Annotated in this window: 19 protein-coding genes; 7 read left to right on the top strand and 12 right to left on the bottom strand. The window is 62.1% G+C overall.

Going from position 1 to position 17,121, the window contains the following annotated elements; translation table 11 throughout:
- Positions 1-12: 12 nt before the first annotated feature.
- From EEB12_RS24580 to typA, 5 genes are all read right to left on the bottom strand, one after another.
- The gene (locus EEB12_RS24580) at positions 13-429 is read right to left on the bottom strand and encodes a hypothetical protein (RefSeq protein WP_070795987.1); all 417 of its coding nucleotides are present in this window, start codon (positions 427-429) and stop codon (positions 13-15) included.
- A 92-nt stretch (positions 430-521) separates the two neighbouring features.
- Entirely contained in the window at positions 522-680 is a 159-nt protein-coding gene (locus EEB12_RS30565; RefSeq protein WP_019744522.1) for a hypothetical protein, read from the bottom strand.
- 107 nt (positions 681-787) lie between these two features.
- Complete coding sequence (gene mshB, locus EEB12_RS24575) at positions 788-1,672, bottom strand: N-acetyl-1-D-myo-inositol-2-amino-2-deoxy-alpha-D-glucopyranoside deacetylase (RefSeq protein WP_141488651.1); 885 nt, start codon at positions 1,670-1,672, stop codon at positions 788-790.
- Entirely contained in the window at positions 1,669-3,453 is a 1,785-nt protein-coding gene (locus EEB12_RS24570; protein WP_141488650.1) for an ABC transporter family substrate-binding protein, read from the bottom strand. Before EEB12_RS24570 ends, mshB begins: the two co-directional genes overlap by 4 nt.
- Before the next feature lie 151 nt (positions 3,454-3,604).
- Complete coding sequence (gene typA, locus EEB12_RS24565) at positions 3,605-5,512, bottom strand: translational GTPase TypA (protein WP_019744525.1); 1,908 nt, start codon at positions 5,510-5,512, stop codon at positions 3,605-3,607.
- A gap of 324 nt (positions 5,513-5,836) precedes the next feature.
- On the opposite strand from typA, the gene EEB12_RS30560 reads away from it, so the two are divergent.
- On the top strand, positions 5,837-6,013 hold the full coding sequence (locus EEB12_RS30560; protein WP_019744526.1) for a hypothetical protein: 177 nt from the start codon (positions 5,837-5,839) through the stop codon (positions 6,011-6,013).
- Here the strand turns inward: EEB12_RS30560 and EEB12_RS24560 are convergent.
- Positions 5,991-6,416, bottom strand: coding sequence for a (deoxy)nucleoside triphosphate pyrophosphohydrolase (locus tag EEB12_RS24560; RefSeq protein ID WP_141488649.1), 426 nt, complete (start codon positions 6,414-6,416; stop codon positions 5,991-5,993). The genes EEB12_RS30560 and EEB12_RS24560 overlap by 23 nt on opposite strands.
- Positions 6,417-6,432: 16 nt before the next feature.
- Between EEB12_RS24560 and EEB12_RS24555 the strand changes: the two genes are divergently transcribed.
- The 3 genes from EEB12_RS24555 to EEB12_RS24545 all read left to right on the top strand — a co-directional run bounded on the left by EEB12_RS24555 (position 6,433) and on the right by EEB12_RS24545 (position 8,230).
- Entirely contained in the window at positions 6,433-6,735 is a 303-nt protein-coding gene (locus EEB12_RS24555) for a 4a-hydroxytetrahydrobiopterin dehydratase (RefSeq protein ID WP_029255826.1), read from the top strand.
- A 271-nt stretch (positions 6,736-7,006) separates the two neighbouring features.
- On the top strand, positions 7,007-7,750 hold the full coding sequence (locus EEB12_RS24550) for a hypothetical protein (RefSeq protein WP_029255827.1): 744 nt from the start codon (positions 7,007-7,009) through the stop codon (positions 7,748-7,750).
- Between the two features lie 78 nt (positions 7,751-7,828).
- Entirely contained in the window at positions 7,829-8,230 is a 402-nt protein-coding gene (locus EEB12_RS24545) for a hypothetical protein (RefSeq protein WP_258537196.1), read from the top strand.
- Here the strand turns inward: EEB12_RS24545 and EEB12_RS24540 are convergent.
- Positions 8,221-8,685, bottom strand: coding sequence for a MarR family winged helix-turn-helix transcriptional regulator (locus tag EEB12_RS24540; protein ID WP_176450540.1), 465 nt, complete (start codon positions 8,683-8,685; stop codon positions 8,221-8,223). The genes EEB12_RS24545 and EEB12_RS24540 overlap by 10 nt on opposite strands.
- 80 nt (positions 8,686-8,765) lie before the next feature.
- Between EEB12_RS24540 and EEB12_RS24535 the strand changes: the two genes are divergently transcribed.
- Together EEB12_RS24535 and EEB12_RS24530 are read left to right on the top strand one after the other, a co-directional pair.
- On the top strand, positions 8,766-10,211 hold the full coding sequence (locus tag EEB12_RS24535; RefSeq protein ID WP_019744532.1) for an MFS transporter: 1,446 nt from the start codon (positions 8,766-8,768) through the stop codon (positions 10,209-10,211).
- A 235-nt stretch (positions 10,212-10,446) separates the two neighbouring features.
- On the top strand, positions 10,447-10,947 hold the full coding sequence (locus EEB12_RS24530; RefSeq protein ID WP_007726289.1) for a nuclear transport factor 2 family protein: 501 nt from the start codon (positions 10,447-10,449) through the stop codon (positions 10,945-10,947).
- Here EEB12_RS24530 and EEB12_RS24525 read toward each other — a convergent pair.
- On the bottom strand, positions 10,934-11,716 hold the full coding sequence (locus EEB12_RS24525; RefSeq protein ID WP_141488648.1) for a DUF1906 domain-containing protein: 783 nt from the start codon (positions 11,714-11,716) through the stop codon (positions 10,934-10,936). The genes EEB12_RS24530 and EEB12_RS24525 overlap by 14 nt on opposite strands.
- Before the next feature lie 895 nt (positions 11,717-12,611).
- Between EEB12_RS24525 and EEB12_RS24520 the strand changes: the two genes are divergently transcribed.
- Positions 12,612-12,842, top strand: a complete 231-nt coding sequence (locus EEB12_RS24520) for a PLD nuclease N-terminal domain-containing protein (protein WP_029255832.1) — start codon at positions 12,612-12,614, stop codon at positions 12,840-12,842.
- On the opposite strand, the gene EEB12_RS24515 is transcribed toward EEB12_RS24520, so the two are convergent.
- From EEB12_RS24515 to EEB12_RS24500, 4 genes are all read right to left on the bottom strand, one after another.
- The gene (locus tag EEB12_RS24515) at positions 12,830-13,771 is read right to left on the bottom strand and encodes an antibiotic biosynthesis monooxygenase (protein WP_020970233.1); all 942 of its coding nucleotides are present in this window, start codon (positions 13,769-13,771) and stop codon (positions 12,830-12,832) included. The two genes, EEB12_RS24520 and EEB12_RS24515, sit on opposite strands and share 13 nt — an antisense overlap.
- A 1-nt stretch (position 13,772) precedes the next feature.
- Entirely contained in the window at positions 13,773-15,173 is a 1,401-nt protein-coding gene (locus EEB12_RS24510) for an amidohydrolase family protein (RefSeq protein WP_020970234.1), read from the bottom strand.
- Between the two features lie 69 nt (positions 15,174-15,242).
- Positions 15,243-15,941, bottom strand: a complete 699-nt coding sequence (locus tag EEB12_RS24505; protein ID WP_020908494.1) for a CPBP family intramembrane glutamic endopeptidase — start codon at positions 15,939-15,941, stop codon at positions 15,243-15,245.
- 168 nt (positions 15,942-16,109) lie between these two features.
- Positions 16,110-17,072: an iron-siderophore ABC transporter substrate-binding protein gene (locus tag EEB12_RS24500; protein ID WP_223257893.1), complete on the bottom strand. Its 963-nt coding sequence runs from the start codon at positions 17,070-17,072 to the stop codon at positions 16,110-16,112.
- Positions 17,073-17,121: the final 49 nt, after the last annotated feature.

Genomic DNA, 17,121 nt, shown 5'->3' with positions numbered 1-17,121 from the left:
GCGCGCCGAGAACTATTGCGAACTGAGGGCGGCAAGCCTATTGATCGCTACTTTGAAGAGGAAAACCGCGGCCGGAGCGATTGCGCCGACCAGCAGTAAGAACGTCAGAGGGGACGAGAGCACCAGCACGTCGCCGCCCGGACCGCCGACCATGCACACCAAGAACCCGACGATCCAACCGGCGAGCGGCAATGCGGCCATACCCGGCGTCGTAACCGTGCGGGCGGCGATCACCAATACGAGGTTCGCGGTCGCTGCCACGAGAATGCTGATCGGAAATGCCGTCGTACCGAGATGAGTCGGCAAGAACAGGACTGACAACACCGCGCACAAGAACCCGTCGAAAATCAGGACACCGAGGATGATGGGGTCGAGCCACGACAGCGACGTTTCTGTCGAAGCGTCTGTGTTGTTCTCGGCCGTGATCATGGTTTTGATAGTGGTCTATCGACGGCCAACGCGCGAGCGCGGGGTCCCTCCCGACAAGCACCCCGGCTCGCGCCCGAAAAGCACGAAGTCGATCAGGGAACCGGCGGGAACCCGAGCAGCGTCAGCAGATGACTTTGCTGATCTGCAAATGCGTAGAGCGATCCGTAATACATGTCGTGGTAGTAACCGGCCATCGGACGCAACGAATCAACGAAGGCGACGATCTGGTTCTGCAGGTCCCAGTTGTACATTTCTTCAGCCCCCAGGCTTTGCTGTTACCGAAAGGACCACCCATCCGGTGACACGCATCACACATCACTACGGCGGCGATCGCAATGCCTGTGAGCCGACGCCCAGGTCAGCTGGGCAGCCCGCCGAACAGATCGCGCTCGCGACCGTCCTCACCCACCGGACCGAGCGTGCCGGCGGCCAATACGAAATGCTCGACCGTCAGGATCGGTTGGACCACGTTGTTCGACAATGCGAACTCGGCTCCACTCGGGGCTACCGTCACCTGAGTGGCGTGGGCGCTCAATGCCCTCGCCTTCGCATCGATGACGCCTCGAACATCGATTGCCGTCGTCACGTCTGCGTCCTCGACGCTCGGCAATTCACCGGGCTCGGGCAGACGCCAGTTCTCCGGGAACTCGGAAATCGCCGCGATGCCGCGTTCGAGTCCGCTGCGCTCGGTCACGGTCCAGTAGAACTTCGGAGTCGACCACGGCTCGCCGGCCTCGGGATATGCGGTCGTTGCTGCAGCTTCCACGGCCGCTGTCGTGATCGCGTGTGCCTGGATGTGATCCGGGTGCCCGTAGCCTCCGTTGGGGTCGTACGTGATCACGACGTGCGGCCGAATCTCACGAATGACGGCAACCACCGCGCCGACTGCCTCGTCGAGTCGAGCATTGACAAAGGCACGGGGATTGGCGGCCGAAGGTGTGCCGATCATTCCGGAGTCGCGATACCGACCGGCACCGGCGAGGAAGCGAGGAGCGGCACTGCCCAAAGCCGACAAAGCAGCGCTCAATTCGGCGATCCGGTAGCCCCCGAGTTGATCGGCCTCGGCAGCCACGAGCCCGGCCCACGCGTCACCGATCACTTCGCCTTCCTCCCCCAAGGTGCAGGTGAGGACCGTGACGTCCGCGCCTTCGGACGCGTAACGCGCGATGGTGCCACCGGTGGTGATCGTTTCGTCGTCCGGATGTGCGTGCACCAACAGAAGTCGCTTCGCCGACGCGGTCACTTTGCCACCCTCACCCAGTCCGTAGCGTTTCCGAATATCCCCACCTGCACCGGCCCGTCGAGGACCACGCCCTCGACTCCGGTCCCGACCGCAACCAGCGCTCGGCTCTGCACGATCGGCAAAACCGCCGCAAGATCCCACAACTTGGGTTCCGCATCGGCGATCAACGACCCGAGATCCCCGATGCCACTGAGCGCTTCGTCGATCCGACCTTGCAACGCCGGATCACACAGCCCGGACAGGTTGCTCGGAGCCTCGACGCTTGTCGTTCGGACAGGCTCCGGAGACTGCGACGGCGTGGGTGCGGGCACCGCCGAACCTGCCACAGGAGTGGAAGGTGCTGTCGGGCAACTGAACCGGGAGGCCAGTGAAGTTGCGGTGTCAGCGCCTGCTCGGCTCCAACCGACGATCATGTCGACGCGTCCTGTGGTCAGATCCTCGCCGTAGAGCTCCTCCGGCGGCACCGATTCGACGGTCGCCAGGATCCCCACGTCACGCAATTCGTCGGCAGCGGTGTTTGCCACGGCGATCGCGATGTCGTCGTTTTCGGGAGCGCCGATCAGCAGGGTCAACTGAGCGCCGTCCCGGACGATCGATCCGACCGTTCCAGTGCCAGTAACGATTCCGGTGGGCGGTGCTGTCAAGTAGCCGGCTGCGGTCAGCTCGCCGAGCGCCTGCTCTCTCGTCGGTTTCGGCGGCGCGGTTGGCGCATATCCCGGATCCGACGGCGCGAGGATCTGAGCTTTCACCGGGGCCGACGCCGATTCACTCCCGGCCGCCACTACGGCGAGCAGGTCCGGATCGAGCAGTCCCAGAACACCTTTACGCACCCGAACGTCCGCGAAGTTCTTGCTGCGCCCATTGACGTTGATGTCGAGAGTGCGCGGAACGTAGGAGAATGCCGTACTGACACCCGGGATTGCAGAAAGCTGAATATCCGTGGCACTACCCGAATGAACTTGCGCCACTTGAGCGTCGTCGGTACGCAGTGCATCCGCCAACTGCGAAGCCGTTCCTCCGCGTCGCAGAACTATCTGATCCGGATCTGAGGGCTTGCCCCAGAATCGGTCGTTGCGTTCCAGCACGATTTCGTCTCGACCACGGTCGACCGAGCGCACGTGAAAGTGGGCTCCCGACACCGGAATCCCCTCACTCAAACCGGTGCTGAAACCGCCGGGAGTGTCCTTGATCAGGTGAGATGGAAGAATATCGGTGAACAACTCTCGCCACGCCGGATACGGCGCACGCATCACGACGTTGACCGTCTTGCCACCGCCGGACGAGTTCACGTCGTCGATCATCTGATAGCCCGCGGGGTTGACCACACCGGGAACCGAGATCATCTGCTGCCAGAGATAGCGAAAATCCTCTGCCGCAATGGGAGCGCCGTCCGACCATTGAGCTTCGTTGCGCAGTTGGTAGCGAATAGTGAACGGAGCCTCTGACGTCACTTCAGCCGAAACGAGAAAAGAATCGTCGATCGCCCACTCCGTCGCACCAGGCTGCGTCGGCGAATTGATCGGGCGAAACGCACTGGGCAACACGAGGTTGCCGACTGCGGAGTTGACCGGCGACTGATCCGCGAGCAGGTGCGGGTTGAATCCGCCTCCTACCTCGTCGATCGCCACAGTGACCTGCTTCATCGCCGGAACAACCGGAGTCGGTGTGGGCTTGACGGTTTCGGTGCTCTCGACCGGAGGCGGCGGATCAGCCGTACACGCAGTCAGCGACAACGCCGTCACTGCCACTGCCAACGCCAGGTAGCGACGTCCTGAGGCCACAGACAATTCCTTCCGTACGGGGCCGCGTCGCCCCCTCGCACTCGATTTCCGGGCAGAACTTTCGCCCGGAAACCATGAAGGCGAATGTACCTTTCCGCCGAAAACTCGGCTGAAAGGCACATCCGCCTGTCAGGTGGTAACCGACGAAAGACTACAGAGCAGCCTTGTCGCGAGACTTGCTACGCGAACGCTCGCGAGCGCGCTCGGTTGCATTGAGATGCACCTTGCGGACGCGGACGTCCTCGGGGGTGACCTCGACGCACTCGTCGCCGGAGCAGAATTCCATGGCCGCTTCGAGCTCGAGCTTGATGGGCTTCGCGAGGGTCTCCATCACGTCTGCGGACGACTGACGCATGTTGGTCAGCTTCTTCTCGCGGGTGACGTTGATGTCGAGGTCTTCCTGACGGGGGTTGATACCGACGACGTGACCCTCGTAGGTGTCTGCGCCGGGCTCGACGAAGAAGGTTCCGCGGTCAGCCAGCTGGATCATGGCGAACGGCGTCACCGTGCCGGAACGGTCCGACACGAGAGAACCGGTGTGGCGAGCACGAATCTCGCCGGCCCAGGGGCCGTACCCGTCGAAGACGGCGTTGGCGATGCCGGTTCCGCGGGTATCCGTGAGGAATTCCGTACGGAAGCCGATAAGACCACGCGAAGGAACGATGAACTCCATACGAACCCAGCCCTGACCGTGGTTCGACATCTGAACCATCTTGCCCTTGCGGTTGGCCAGAAGCTGAGTGATGGCACCGAGGTACTCCTCGGGGCTGTCGATGGTCAGCTCTTCGAAAGGCTCGTGGATCTTACCGTCGACAGTCTGAGTGACCACCTGCGGCTTTCCGACGGTCAGTTCGAAGCCTTCGCGACGCATCTGCTCGACGAGGATGGCGAGCGCGAGCTCTCCACGACCCTGGACCTCCCAGGCATCGGGACGTCCGATGTCGAGGACCTTGAGCGAGACGTTACCGACCAGCTCCTGGTCCAGGCGAGCCTTGACCATGCGCGAGGTGAGCTTGTGACCCTTGACGCGGCCGACCAGCGGTGAGGTGTTGGTACCGATCGTGACCGAGATAGCCGGCTGATCGACAGTGATGCGAGGCAGCGCAACCGGGTTGTCGAGGTCGGCAAGCGTGTCGCCGATCATGATGTCCGGGAAGCCCGCAACAGCGCAGATATCGCCGGCAAGCGCAACCTCGGCGGGAACACGCTCGACACCGATGGTGGTGAGCAGTTCGGTGATCTTGGTCTTGGTGATGACGGGCTCGCCGTCGACCTCGCGGCACCAGGACACGGTCTGGCCCTTGCGCAGCTCGCCGTTGTGGATGCGAACCAGCGCGAGGCGACCGAGGAATGCCGACGCGTCGAGGTTGGTGACGTGAGCCTGAAGCGGCGCGTCGACCGTGCCCTTGGGGGCCGGGACGTACTCCATCAGAACCTGGAACAGAGCGGTAAGGTCCTCGGCGTCGGGCGCCTGACCGTTCTCGGGCTGCACCGTCGAAGCCTTGCCCTCGCGGCCGGAGGCGTAGAGAACCGGCAGCCCGAGCGCAAGCTCGGCGGCTTCGGCGGCCTCGTCGGAGAGATCGGACGCGAGGTCCAGGAGCAAGTCCTGAGCCTCGGAGACAACCTCTTCGATGCGAGCATCGGGACGATCGGTCTTGTTGACAACCAAGATGACGGGCAGTGAGGCAGCAAGTGCCTTACGCAGCACGAAACGCGTCTGCGGAAGCGGGCCCTCGGACGCATCGACGAGCAGGACGACGCCGTCGACCATGGACAGACCGCGCTCGACCTCGCCACCGAAATCGGCGTGGCCCGGGGTGTCGATGACGTTGATGACGGTGACCGAGCCATCCTCGTTGCGCTTGTGCACCGAGGTGTTCTTCGCGAGGATCGTGATGCCCTTCTCGCGTTCTAGGTCGCCGGAGTCCATGACGCGATCGACCAGCTCGGCGCGCTCCTCGAACGCGCCGGACTGACGAAGCATGGCGTCGACGAGGGTGGTCTTGCCGTGGTCGACGTGTGCGACGATGGCAACGTTACGGAAGCTGGTGGTGGTCACGCGATGGCTCTCCTGGCTGAGTTGATTCGGCCACGCGAAAGTCAAGTCGCACGGCTCTTCTGGTGGCCGCTGCACGAGTGTGTGATCCGAATCAGGGCACGAATCGCCTGAATAGGCACCGCGGCCTAGTAAATACTACTCGCTCCGAGCGGATTCTCCTGCATTGTGCGGCCTCTATCACCGCCCCCACCAGCCAATAGTGATCTGCACCACGCTGAAGCGAGTAGGATTACGACCTGGAGAAACAGGGTGTTTAAGGGTACGCTAACCTCGTTCCAAGAGCGGGCTCTCCGCCGTAGTGAAACAGGAAAGCCGCAGCGTCACATGGGAAAAATCAAGGCAAGCAAGGTCTCGAAGCTCAAGCCGAAAAAGAAGTGCTGCCGGAAGAAGACACGGTGCATCAAGTGCCCCGTCGTCATCATGCGGATGAAGAAGCTCGAGAACGAGGGCGCATCCAAGAAGGAACTGAAAGCCGGTCTCAAGAAGGCCCGCGCGGCGTAAGCGACCTCAACTCCTCGAGCAGTTCGGGGATCCAGGCTCGATCGCTGTCGACCAGATCCATCGACAAGAGTTCATCGGCATCGACCCATGCCAACTGAGCGTGGTCGAGCGCGACCGGTTCGCCGGACACCAACTCCGCCCGGTACGCCCGCAGGACCAACCCGGCCGACAGTTGCACATCGACGCCGATTCTTGTTCCGCATCGAACCTCTAACGCAAGCTCCTCGCGCAACTCGCGGGCCAACGCAGCCTGCGGCGTTTCGAACTCCTCGACCTTCCCGCCCGGCAGTTCCCAGCGACCGGCCAACGCCGGCGGACTCGTCCGCTGCGCGAGGAGCAGCCTTCCCCCACGGAAGATCGCACCGGCGACAACTTCGCGATCCCTTGCAGGCACATCACTCATCGCACCATGATGGAGTATGGCCACTTTGTTGTCCGACTCCGCGATCCAAAGCGCTCTCGACGAACTGCCGGCCTGGCAGCTGTCGCCAGGCTCGATCACTCGTACCGTCGATTCCGCGACTTTCCCGGATGCGATCGCGCTTCTTCAACGCATCGCGGCAGTCGCCGAGGCCGCAGATCATCATCCCGACATCGACGTTCGCTGGCGAAAGGTCACGTACACGCTTTCGACACACTCGGCGGGCGGTCTCACGGAACTGGACTTCGACCTTGCCCGTCGAATTGACGTACTCGTCGACGATTCGGTCCGTTTCGACTGATCTCCGAGTGAACAAACCTCGCAATCTGACGTAACAGTTGCATCAACTTTCACATAGATCACTTCAGTCACAGGTATGGTCGCCGTAAATCACGATCGAGGCCGGTCATGCCATAGACTCCCCCCGGTGCGTAGCTGCTCAGCAACTGAACAGCTGTACAACCCGGGGGCTCTGTACATAGAGTGACCCCTCGAGCCGTCAAACGCGGAGCTCGCCTAGGCGCCCGCGCGGTATGACTAAGGATGGGGAAACAGTGCTTCGAACCCGAGGTATGCGAAAGGCGTTCACCGCCGTCGCTATTGCCGCAGTAGCAGGACTGGCATTGCCGGCGCAGGCAATGGCCGATCCGGCAGCACCGCCCGCACCCGAAAGTGTGCCGATCGAGTTCCTCGCATCGTTTGCGCCCGCCATCATCGGCGCCGCTGCAGGTCCGGCTGACGTCGCCGGCGGCCCGCAGCAAGCGTTGCTCGACCAAGCTCGCGCGATCCTGAACTCCCCCGGCATTCCGCCCGAGATCAAAGCCACCCTCGAGAAGGTCATCACCTTCCTCGACGGCAGCGGCGGCGGCGGACCGGAAATCCCGAACGAGAACGCCCCCGTCATCGCGCAGTTCCTCTACCCGACGCTTGGCAAGGGCTGCATCTCGGCCACCGCCGATTCGGTCGGAACCGCGCTTGCTGTTCCGGGCCCGGCTCACCTGCCTCCTCCCGGCCCCGCTGCCGGTCAGGCTGGATTCGTCTTCACCGCCCTCGGAACGGCTCCCGCCGTCGACGACCAGCCGGTGCCGATGACCGTGACGTGGGTCAACATCGACAACCAGCGCAGCGCCACCCAGAACCTGACCAACGCGTCGCGCATCAACCCGGATGGTCCCGCCACCTTGTCGGCTATTGCCGATACAGGTCCGGGACGCGTCCTCTCGGTGATCAGCGGTTCGCTGACCACCCAGCCGGAAGGCGCAGATCGCATCACCTGCAGCTTCCTCCCGACCGTGGGTATGTTCGCGGTCGCTTGATCGAAGTCTCGTGAAAGGGACCCGCCGAATTTCGGCGGGTCCCTTTTGCATCTCCGATCACCGTGATAGACCCGATAGATGGGACATCTACGAGTGGACATCACGCATGGCCGTCCAGACAAGGCATCGAGCCCAGACGACCAGTCGATACGGTCTCACAAGTCGAGTCGATCGATACTGTCCATCCGATCCGAGGGGTCCATTCTCTCGATCGGATCGGCGTACTCGATCCTGTCGATCGGTAGCGTCGGCTCTTTCCTCTCCATCGGAAGCATCGGGTCTACGGCGTCGGTGCTGAGTTCGGGCTCGTTCGCCAGCCTCGGGTCGGCACTGTCCGGCCTCTCACACTGGTCACTACTCTCCTGGCGTGGAAATCACGCAGCACCTGAGGAACATCCGAAACTTGTTGTCATTGCGCCGGAATCGGATTCGAGCGATCCGGATCGATCACTGCGGTCCGTCTCGCACTCTCAGACCTGATTCGGTCGCGGCCAGTCGCGGCCTTCCAAGGACTCGACCGAGGTATTGAATCGCCGCAGAAGGTCACCGAGCGCGAGGCGCTGCTCCGGCGTCCACTCACGCAAGACTTTTTCGACGCCGGCCGTCGAATGTTCGCGATCTGCACGAAGTTTCGACAGACCCTGCACCGTCGGCCGAACCTTTCGCGCCAGCCCACCGTCCGGATCCTCCACTCGCTCCACCAAGCCCTGACGCCTCAGCGCGCCGATCTGCCGGTTGATGGTCGAGATGTCGAGCGAGAAGGCACAGGAGAGCTCCTTGAGGCTCATCGGTTGTTGCAATTCCAGTCGTCCGAGCAGTAGATACGCGGACCGGTCCAGATGAAGTTCCGCCCGTTGAGCGAGCGCGTGATAGCGCGAGAGCAGGGTCAACTCGTACTCGATATTCACCAGTTCGGGTTCCCGATCCACACTCATATTGTGCAGAATACACACGATGTGTAGCGTGCACACTGGGGCGAACGCACCGAAACCGAACACGCCATGGCGGGAGCCGAATGTCCGTTCACGCAGATTCGTCGAGCGTCGACGAGAAATCCCCGGACAAGAAAACCACGGCCACGAACTACGCCCCTTCTGGTCCCGTACTCACTGTCCTCGGGCTGTGCGGAATCGTCGTCGCCTTGATGCAGACGCTGGTAGTCCCCATCATTCCGCAGTTGCCTCACCTGCTGAACTCCACTCCCGCCGACACCTCGTGGGCGGTCACCGCAACGCTCCTCGCCGCCGCGGTGATCACGCCGATCAGCGGGCGCCTCGGCGACATGTTCGGCAAGAAACGAATGCTGCTCGTCAGTCTCGGGATGGTCGTTTTGGGCTCGGCCATCTGTGCGATCGCACCTTCACTGATCGTGCTCGTTGTCGGCCGCGCTCTTCAAGGAGCATCGGTCGGGGCAATTCCATTGGGCATAGCCATCATTCGTGATGTTCTTCCACCGAAGAAGGTGGCCGGAGCCATGGCGGTCATGAGCGCCACCCTCGGCGTCGGCGGTGCGATCGGACTGCCGATCGCTGCGGTGATCGCTCAGAATGCCAACTGGCACTTCCTCTTCGTCACTTCGGCAGCGTTCGGGCTGATCTGCATCGCACTGGTTGCGTTCGTGATTCCCGAATCGACGGTACGACGCCCGGGACGCTTCGACTTCGTCGGAGCGTTCGGCCTCACCGTTGGTCTGATCACTCTGTTACTCCCCATCACCAAAGGCGGAACCTGGGGATGGGGCGACCCGAAAACCCTGGGCCTCCTGGCAGTTTCCGCTCTCAGTTTCCTCGTCTGGGGTTGGTGGGAACTTCGACGCAGCGCACCGCTGGTAGACCTCCGCGTATCGGCCCGGCCTCAGGTTCTTTTCACCAACTTCGCCTCGATCGCCGTCGGTTTTGCCATGTACGGCAATTCCTTGACGCTCCCCCAACTCCTCATGGCACCGACGTCCACCGGCTACGGACTCGGACTGTCCATGGTCGCAGCGGGACTCGCACTGGCCCCCGGTGGACTCGTCATGATGGCGCTCTCACCCGTCTCCGCTCGCATTTCGGCGTGGCGTGGCCCACGAATCACGCTGATGCTTGGCGCCCTCGTCATCGGATTGGGTTATGCCTTTGCATATTTCACGGTGTCGAGCGTCTGGCAGGTCGCCGTGGCCGGAATGTTCATCGGCGCGGGCGTCGGGCTCTCTTACTCGGCCATGCCCGCCCTGATCATGGGAGCAGTCCCCATCACGGAATCTGCAGCCGCGAACGGACTGAACTCCTTGATGCGATCGATCGGCACGTCGACGTCTGCCGCGATCGTGAGCGTCGTTCTGGCCGGAATGACCATCACCGTCGGCACCGCAGTGATCCCCTCGTTCGAGGCGTTTCGTGCCACGTTCCTGATTTCCATCGCCGCCGCCGCTGTGACGATGGTGTTCGCCGGGTTGATTCCCAAACAGAAAGTCACGTAAGGGAATCAACCCGGCAGAGGACTCACTTCTCCGAAGAGCCTTCGATGCTGCCAGTCTGCAACTTCGACAAAAGTGTGTAGATGAAATTGATGATGATCTCCACGTGGTGCCCTCTCACATAACGGGTCCCCGACCCGTCAACGACGGTACCGCAGAACTCTTCTGCATCGAATCACCGACAATCAATTCTGCAACGTGTTCTAATCTGAAGCGACGACAAACCGAGGAGCCCTTCATGACCTGGACGCGTACCGAACTCGAAGACGCCTTCGCGGGGTACCAGAACACCGTTGTCGAGTGCACTCGTTCCGGCGATTGGAACGCCTTCGCGGACATGTTCACCGAGGACGTCGTCTACGTGGAACACGCTTTCGGAACCCTCAATGGCCGAGAAGCTGTACGCAAGTGGGTCACTCGCACAATGACGGAGTTCCCGGGGCACCGCATGACCGAATTCCCGGCCAACTGGTTCGTCGTCGACGAGCAGCGCGGATGGATCGTGTGCGAGATCGACAACCCGATGGAGGATCCGGGCGACGGATCCAAGCACGGAGCCGCCAACATCACGATCCTGCATTACGCCGGCAACGGATTGTGGTCTCGCGAAGAAGACGCCTACAACCCGATGAACTTCCTGTCGATGGCAAAAGCATGGTGCCTCGCCGCCGAAGCGGCGGGCACCCTCCCCGATGACGCCAAGGCCTGGCTCGCCAAATTCGGCGCTATGGTGCGATAGATCCTGTCGGCAACGAGGAACCAACCGGTTGGGCCGGCCCGACCGAGCCGGCCAACGACCACTGCCCGTAGTCGCGAGTGAGGATCGAGTTCAGATCCACGCCGACGCCGTCGACCTTGCGCTTGTCGATCTCGAACTGGTGCAGGTTTGCCCTCGGGTGCACATATCCTGCGGGCGAACCCCAATTGTGCTGCCAGAACCAGGTTCCGATGCCGGCGCTGATCATTGCGTCGATCACGCGCGTGTTTCCGTAGATACCGAGTGCTCCGTTGCCGACGACCGAGGCCCACCCCTCGAGGTACGGCGCGATCAGGGTGGTGATTTCGGTACTGGTCGGGTTGTCGTCGATCGACGCGTAAATCGGCCGACCGGACGGCCCACCGGCCGCAGCGTGCAGTTCGAGGCCACGGGACGCATGACGCTTGCCTGCCTCGCGAGCCCCGCGCCAGTCCGCCGTTCCGCCCTTGCCGAATTGATAGCAGGAAACGACTTGGAGTCCAGCCGCCGTCAACGCGTCGGTTTCCCGCGCCAGTACGGGCTTGCCGACCATCCAATTGGCGCCTGGGCGCCTGTCCGAAACATATCGAATGGCGCCTGCATACCCGGCGGCCTTGATTGCCTGAGCGGACGGCACGCCGGCGGCGTAATCGAGCAAGGTCCCGAGAGAACCGGCATTGGCCACCGACGTCGTACCGCTCAATGCAGCGAGTCCGGCAGCTGCCGATCCAGCCGCTGCGTACTTGAAGAGGTTTCTTCGCGAGACGTGCACAAAGCTCCGATCATCGGCGTGTCCCGCTGGAAGTGGCGGGCAGGCAAGCTATCTTCTTTCGCTCGCATTCCACCACAGTCACATCATCCCCGCCATGCACTTGGCCAACATGAGCCACATTTGCGACAAATGGGCTCAGCGCCCGCTCCACCACACAGCTCGACGAAACAGAGAAGTGCCCCCGAGCCACAGGCTCGGGGGCACTTCTTGCTCTGCGGGACTTACTCTGCCGACAGGCCTTCAACGCTTCCGGAGATGAAGTCGAGGAATCCGAAGAGGTCAGCGAAAGCGCCGAGGAAGTCTGAGATGTCGCCGAAACCGATAGTAGGCATTGATGTTGCTCCTGTCAGTGATGAACTGTCCGTGATGGCGGGCCACTGGCTGGCTGCCGGGGCTAACACTAGAGCCCTTCCGTTACTTTTACGACACCAAATGTGTCCGGGACGTTACATTTCAGGCCCGCTCAACTGACCTCATATCCACAGGTAACGACCAGTCACGGTGAATAATTTGTCGACATATGGCGCATTCCTGACAAAATTCGAACATGGTTCCCGAGAACAGTTATCGTGCAGCATCACAGCTGTACCGTGGTTGCAAGTTCGGAACGCTCGACTTCCCCGCCCTGAGAGATTCGCCCTCAACGTCTCTTACTTGCAAATCGGTGCCGAATCTCCCCCTCTCGGACGCATTGCATCCTGAGGATGTGCGCAAATTTTCAGCCCAAACTTCGGTTAGCGAGATCTTTACGCTGAAAACGACCGCCCCGACGGGGCGCGGGACCGTACCTATCGGTCATCATGGTGACGCTATTCACACTGATATGAGGAACTCGAGGCACCGATAACAACCAGATCTCGACACCGATTGGACGTTCGAGGGCACAGTGGAGTTCATGAACCTCACAAAAAAGAAATCCTGGAGTGAGCTGTCACCCGCGCAGCGCCGCGTCGCCGCCCTGCTCGCAACGATTCAGTCCCTGTTGGCGATCGCCGCGTGGACAGACCTGGCGCGACGCCCTGCCGATACGGTCAACGGCAGTAAGAAGAAGTGGGCGGCGATCATCTTCGTCAACTTCTTCGGACCGCTCACCTACTTCCGCCGAGGCCGGATTCAGTCGAAGTAGTCCCAGAACTGCAGCCACTTCACGGAGGCGAAGAGCGTCAGAGTCACGACGTACACCGCAATTACCGCTGCGACACCGCGCCAGTTCGTGCGGGGAACGGCGCCGTCGACCGGGTCGAGCCAGTGGCGGAACCACCTGGTGACCGTCGGCATCAGGAACCACGTCATGGCGCCGACGCTGACTATCTGGCTCAACCACATCGACAGCCATGGAGGCGCTCCGATCCCGTCGAGCAGCGGACCGAGAAATCGCGACAGCGTCATCACTGTCGGATAGAGAACGAGCAGGATGATCATCGCCGTCTTCCAATTCGGCGTCGCACGGGTCTGCCCGTTCTCCGTGCGCAGAATCGTGCCGAACGGTGTCGACCGCGTGGTCTCGGTGAAGTCCTCGGCCAACTCGGCTCGCAATTTCGGCAGTGCCGCGGCCCTTTCGGGCGACGCCATCCACTCCGCCAATTGCTGCTCGGTCCGGAACCGAAGGACGGACTTCCACTGGGTGGAGTCGGTGACCGACCGCAACAACATCACCGACTCGTAGCCGGAGAATCGCGAACTGAGATCGATGAGATGGCGTTGCGTTCGCAGAAACTCGTTCTCCTTACCCACGACGACGACGTGGTCGTACACGCCGATACCGGGCGGCGGCAGAACTCCGTCGACGAGGACCAGATCACTCGTCTGTGCCAGAATTCCCGTTGCCGCAGCGGCTCTTTCGAGATCGCGGCGATCACTCGACTCCAGCCAACGGTGAAGATCGTCGGCACTGTCGAATGTGACAGACATGCCGTGCGACACCGGTTCCGGTTGATCACTGATGCCACAGCTCAGGTAGCCGTCGAATCGACCGGCGGTCTCGGCCGCACGCTCGACCCACGCCCGGAATCCCGAACTCGTTCGGTGATACCCGGTGATGGCGGTTGCCGACACGTCAGCCCGACACCCGGCGCCCTTGCACGTATACGTGTGCAATCGCGGGCTCGCGCATCGCCATCAGGAGGCCGAAGAGCGTCTGGTCGCGGGCGAGTATCGGATCATCCGAACGCGTTCCGTGGTTGACGAGCCCGGCGAGCGGCGGCCACCCGGAGGGATCGATCACCAGGAAGTCGGCCTCTTTGCCCTCGTCGAAGTTGCCGATCCGGTTCTCCATGTCCAGCGCGCGAGCACCGGCGAGTGTTCCGGTGAACAGCAGTTCGGCGGGGTGCATCGACACTCCGTCGTCGCCGGCTTCGGAGATATGAACCTTGAAGGCGTCGCCGAGGACTCGGGTGAGCAGGCACTCGTCGCCGCCGCCGAAGTCCGATCCGATCGCGATGTTGACCCCTGACGCAACGGTTCGTTTCCACGGCATGGTGCCTGAGCCGAGAAACTGCTGGGACGTCGGGCAATGTGCGATCGAGGTTCCGGTCTCGGCCATGCGTGCGAGTTCGGAGTCCTGGCAGTGCACCGAGTGCGCGAGTATCGCGCGCGGACCCAGAAAGCTCTTTCCGCCGACCTGTGAGCCGGGGAGGAACTTGCCGTCGTACGTGTCGAGATAGGTCTCGACCTCGTACTCGGCGAGTGTGGTTGCCACCTCGCCGGTTCCCGGCCGATTGTTCTCATTGAGGTGACTGTGGAAGTAGACGCCTCGGTCACGGACCGAGTCGTACAACTCCCCCAAGTCTTTAAGCGTCCGTGTTGTCACCGCGAGGGAGAAGCGGGGAACCACTGCAACGTGAATGAGTGCGGTGTTCACGTCGCCGGTGTCGGCCGCGTGCCACTTGTCGATCTCCTCGCGGGTGAGTCTGATCGCGTCCTCTTCCGAGGTGATCAGCGCGGCAGCGGACGCCGGGCCGGTGGTCTGAATCCCGCGGCCGCTGACCACTCGAAGGCCGCGATTCAGAGTTTCACTGAACAATGCGTCCTGCGCGTGCGGGAAGGCCGATCCGAACACCATCGCGGCCGTCGTTCCCGTGGCGATTCGGCGAGCGCAGAAGGCCTCGGCAGCGTGCTGGGCGAACTCCGGATCAGCGAATCTCGATTCGGAGGGAAAGACGCACAGGTCGAGCCACTCGAGGAGTTGGCCGCCGCCGTACGCATCGCCGGCGTAGGTCTGCGGGAAATGAATGTGGGCATCGACGAATCCGGGCAGCAGGAAACCCGGTCGATGATCGTGAGTTTCGCCGCCCGCGAGGTCTCCGGGGAGCGATTCGAATTCTCCGCAGTAGACGATCGTTCCGGCATCGTCGATCGCCAAGACGCCGTCGGGGATCGAGACGAGCGACTGCGCCGCATCCTCAACCGTCGGACGACCTGAAATGTGGAAAACATGGCCTCGATGAAGGTGCGTCACTTACTGAGCAAAGCACAAAACTACCCGGCGCCGCGCGGCGAATGCTGTCCTTTTTGTCAGATATTGGGATCAAGCAAGAGTTGCATGCCAAACAAGAGCAGCAGCCAGTGCACCTGCACCATTCAACGACCAATGCAGAGCAATCGGCGCAATCAGGCTGCCGCTGCGATGACGAAGCCAGGTGAATACGAGACCGGCCGCAGCGGTGGCGAGAACGGCTCCGAGGATGCCGGCGACCTGGCCGACCACTCCGGTACCGAGAAAGCCGGACAGCCCTTCGTTACCGCTGGTCAAACCCATCGACGACGCGATGTGCCACAGTCCGAACATCAGAGAACCGGCAGCGGCGACGCCGCGGAATCCACTGACCCGGTTCAACGTGCCGTGCAGGACGCCACGGAAAGCCAACTCTTCGGGAATGACGGTCTGCAGCGGGATCACGATCATCGACGCGATGATCGCGCCGGAAATAGTGGCGTAGCGATCCGCCATGAAGAAAGGACGTGTGAGCGGAAGCAGAGCGCCGACGGCGACAACGGTCAGGACCAGGCCGACGGCAGCAAGCGCGTACTTCGAACCTCGCCGCAGGTCACGAGGGGACAGCCCCAATTCCGCCCAACCCATTCCCCGGCGCTTGGTGAGCGCCAACAGGACGAGAGCAGAGATGGGTACCGTCGCGATGCTTGCCCAGGCGGTGGTGAAATGCGCGATCAGATTGGTTCCCACCAGCACCACGATCACAACAGCGATATCCACGTATGCATGCATCCGCGGAAAACGAGGAGCGGTCGTTGCGATCTCCACTGGACCGATCTCCACTGGGCCGCCGCTCGTTAGCTGAAAGTTCACTTTTTCCAGTGTACTGACGCATGAGAACTGCCCGCCACTGTTTGCGAACACGCTCACAGTGACGGGCAGGTCCCGAAACACCTCTGATCAGGCGCCGAGCGTGCTCGCAAACTTCGGAACGGCGTTGTCGATTGCGTAGGTCAACCCCGGTACCGAGCCACTCGAGAACGCATTGACGAGTGCCGGGTCATCGAGGATCAACAGATGTCCCTCCTGGGCCGACGGGATTGCGCGCAGTAGCGGATCGTTCGCAAACGCACTGCTGTCGAGGAAGATCGGAAACAGCACCGTGAGATCCGCGTCGAACAAGTTCAGGTTCTCGTTGGCGACCGGGATGTAGAAGTTTCCGGTGGCTTTTTCGGTGATCGCCGTCGGGATCGTGAAGCCGAGGCGCGTCATGAAGTCTGCGCGTGCGTCGCCTGGTACGTACGCGCCGTAACCATCGGAACTGTAGGCGCCGACGGCCGCTGTCTTACCCGCAAAGCTCGGATTGGCGGCAATTGCAGCGTCGAACTTGGCGTCGAGGCCGGACAGTAGCGCCTTTCCTTCTGCTTCCTTGCCGAGAGCCTTCGCGACGAGTTCGGTCTGCTGCTCGACCGTCGTCCCGTACGCAGTGGCCAGACCCGGGGGAGGCCCGACCGTCGGCGCGATGGCGCTGAGCTTGTCGTAGGTGGCCTGCGTGTTGTCGCTTCTCGTCCACAAAATCAGGTCCGGGTCGAGAGCAATGACGTCCTCGATGCTCAGGTCCATCGTTCCGAGGATCTTCGGGTCCGTGGTGAACTCGTCCGCAATCCAGGGTCCGACGCCCTTGCCACCGAACGCCATCCAGTCCGCGACACCGACCGGCTGTGTTCCGAGGGCAAGTGCCGTCTCGGCGTCCGACCAACCGAGCGCGACGACGCGCTGCGGGTTGGCCGGGACCTCGACGTCGCCGAACATGGTCGAGACGGTTGCTCCCGCCTCCGCGGGTGCGTCAGCGCTGTCGCTGCTGCAGCCGGCAAGCCCGGCGACGGCGAGCGAGGCCGCCAAGGCGGTGACTGCAATCTTCATTCGAGAGACTTTGATTCGCATGGTTACCAGCACTCCTCCAACGCTCCAG

The sequence above is a fragment of the Rhodococcus sp. WS1 genome (genome assembly GCF_003797745.1).
Lineage (GTDB): Bacteria > Actinomycetota > Actinomycetes > Mycobacteriales > Mycobacteriaceae > Rhodococcus_F > Rhodococcus_F erythropolis.
This window is presented reverse-complemented; position numbering and strand designations above follow the sequence as displayed.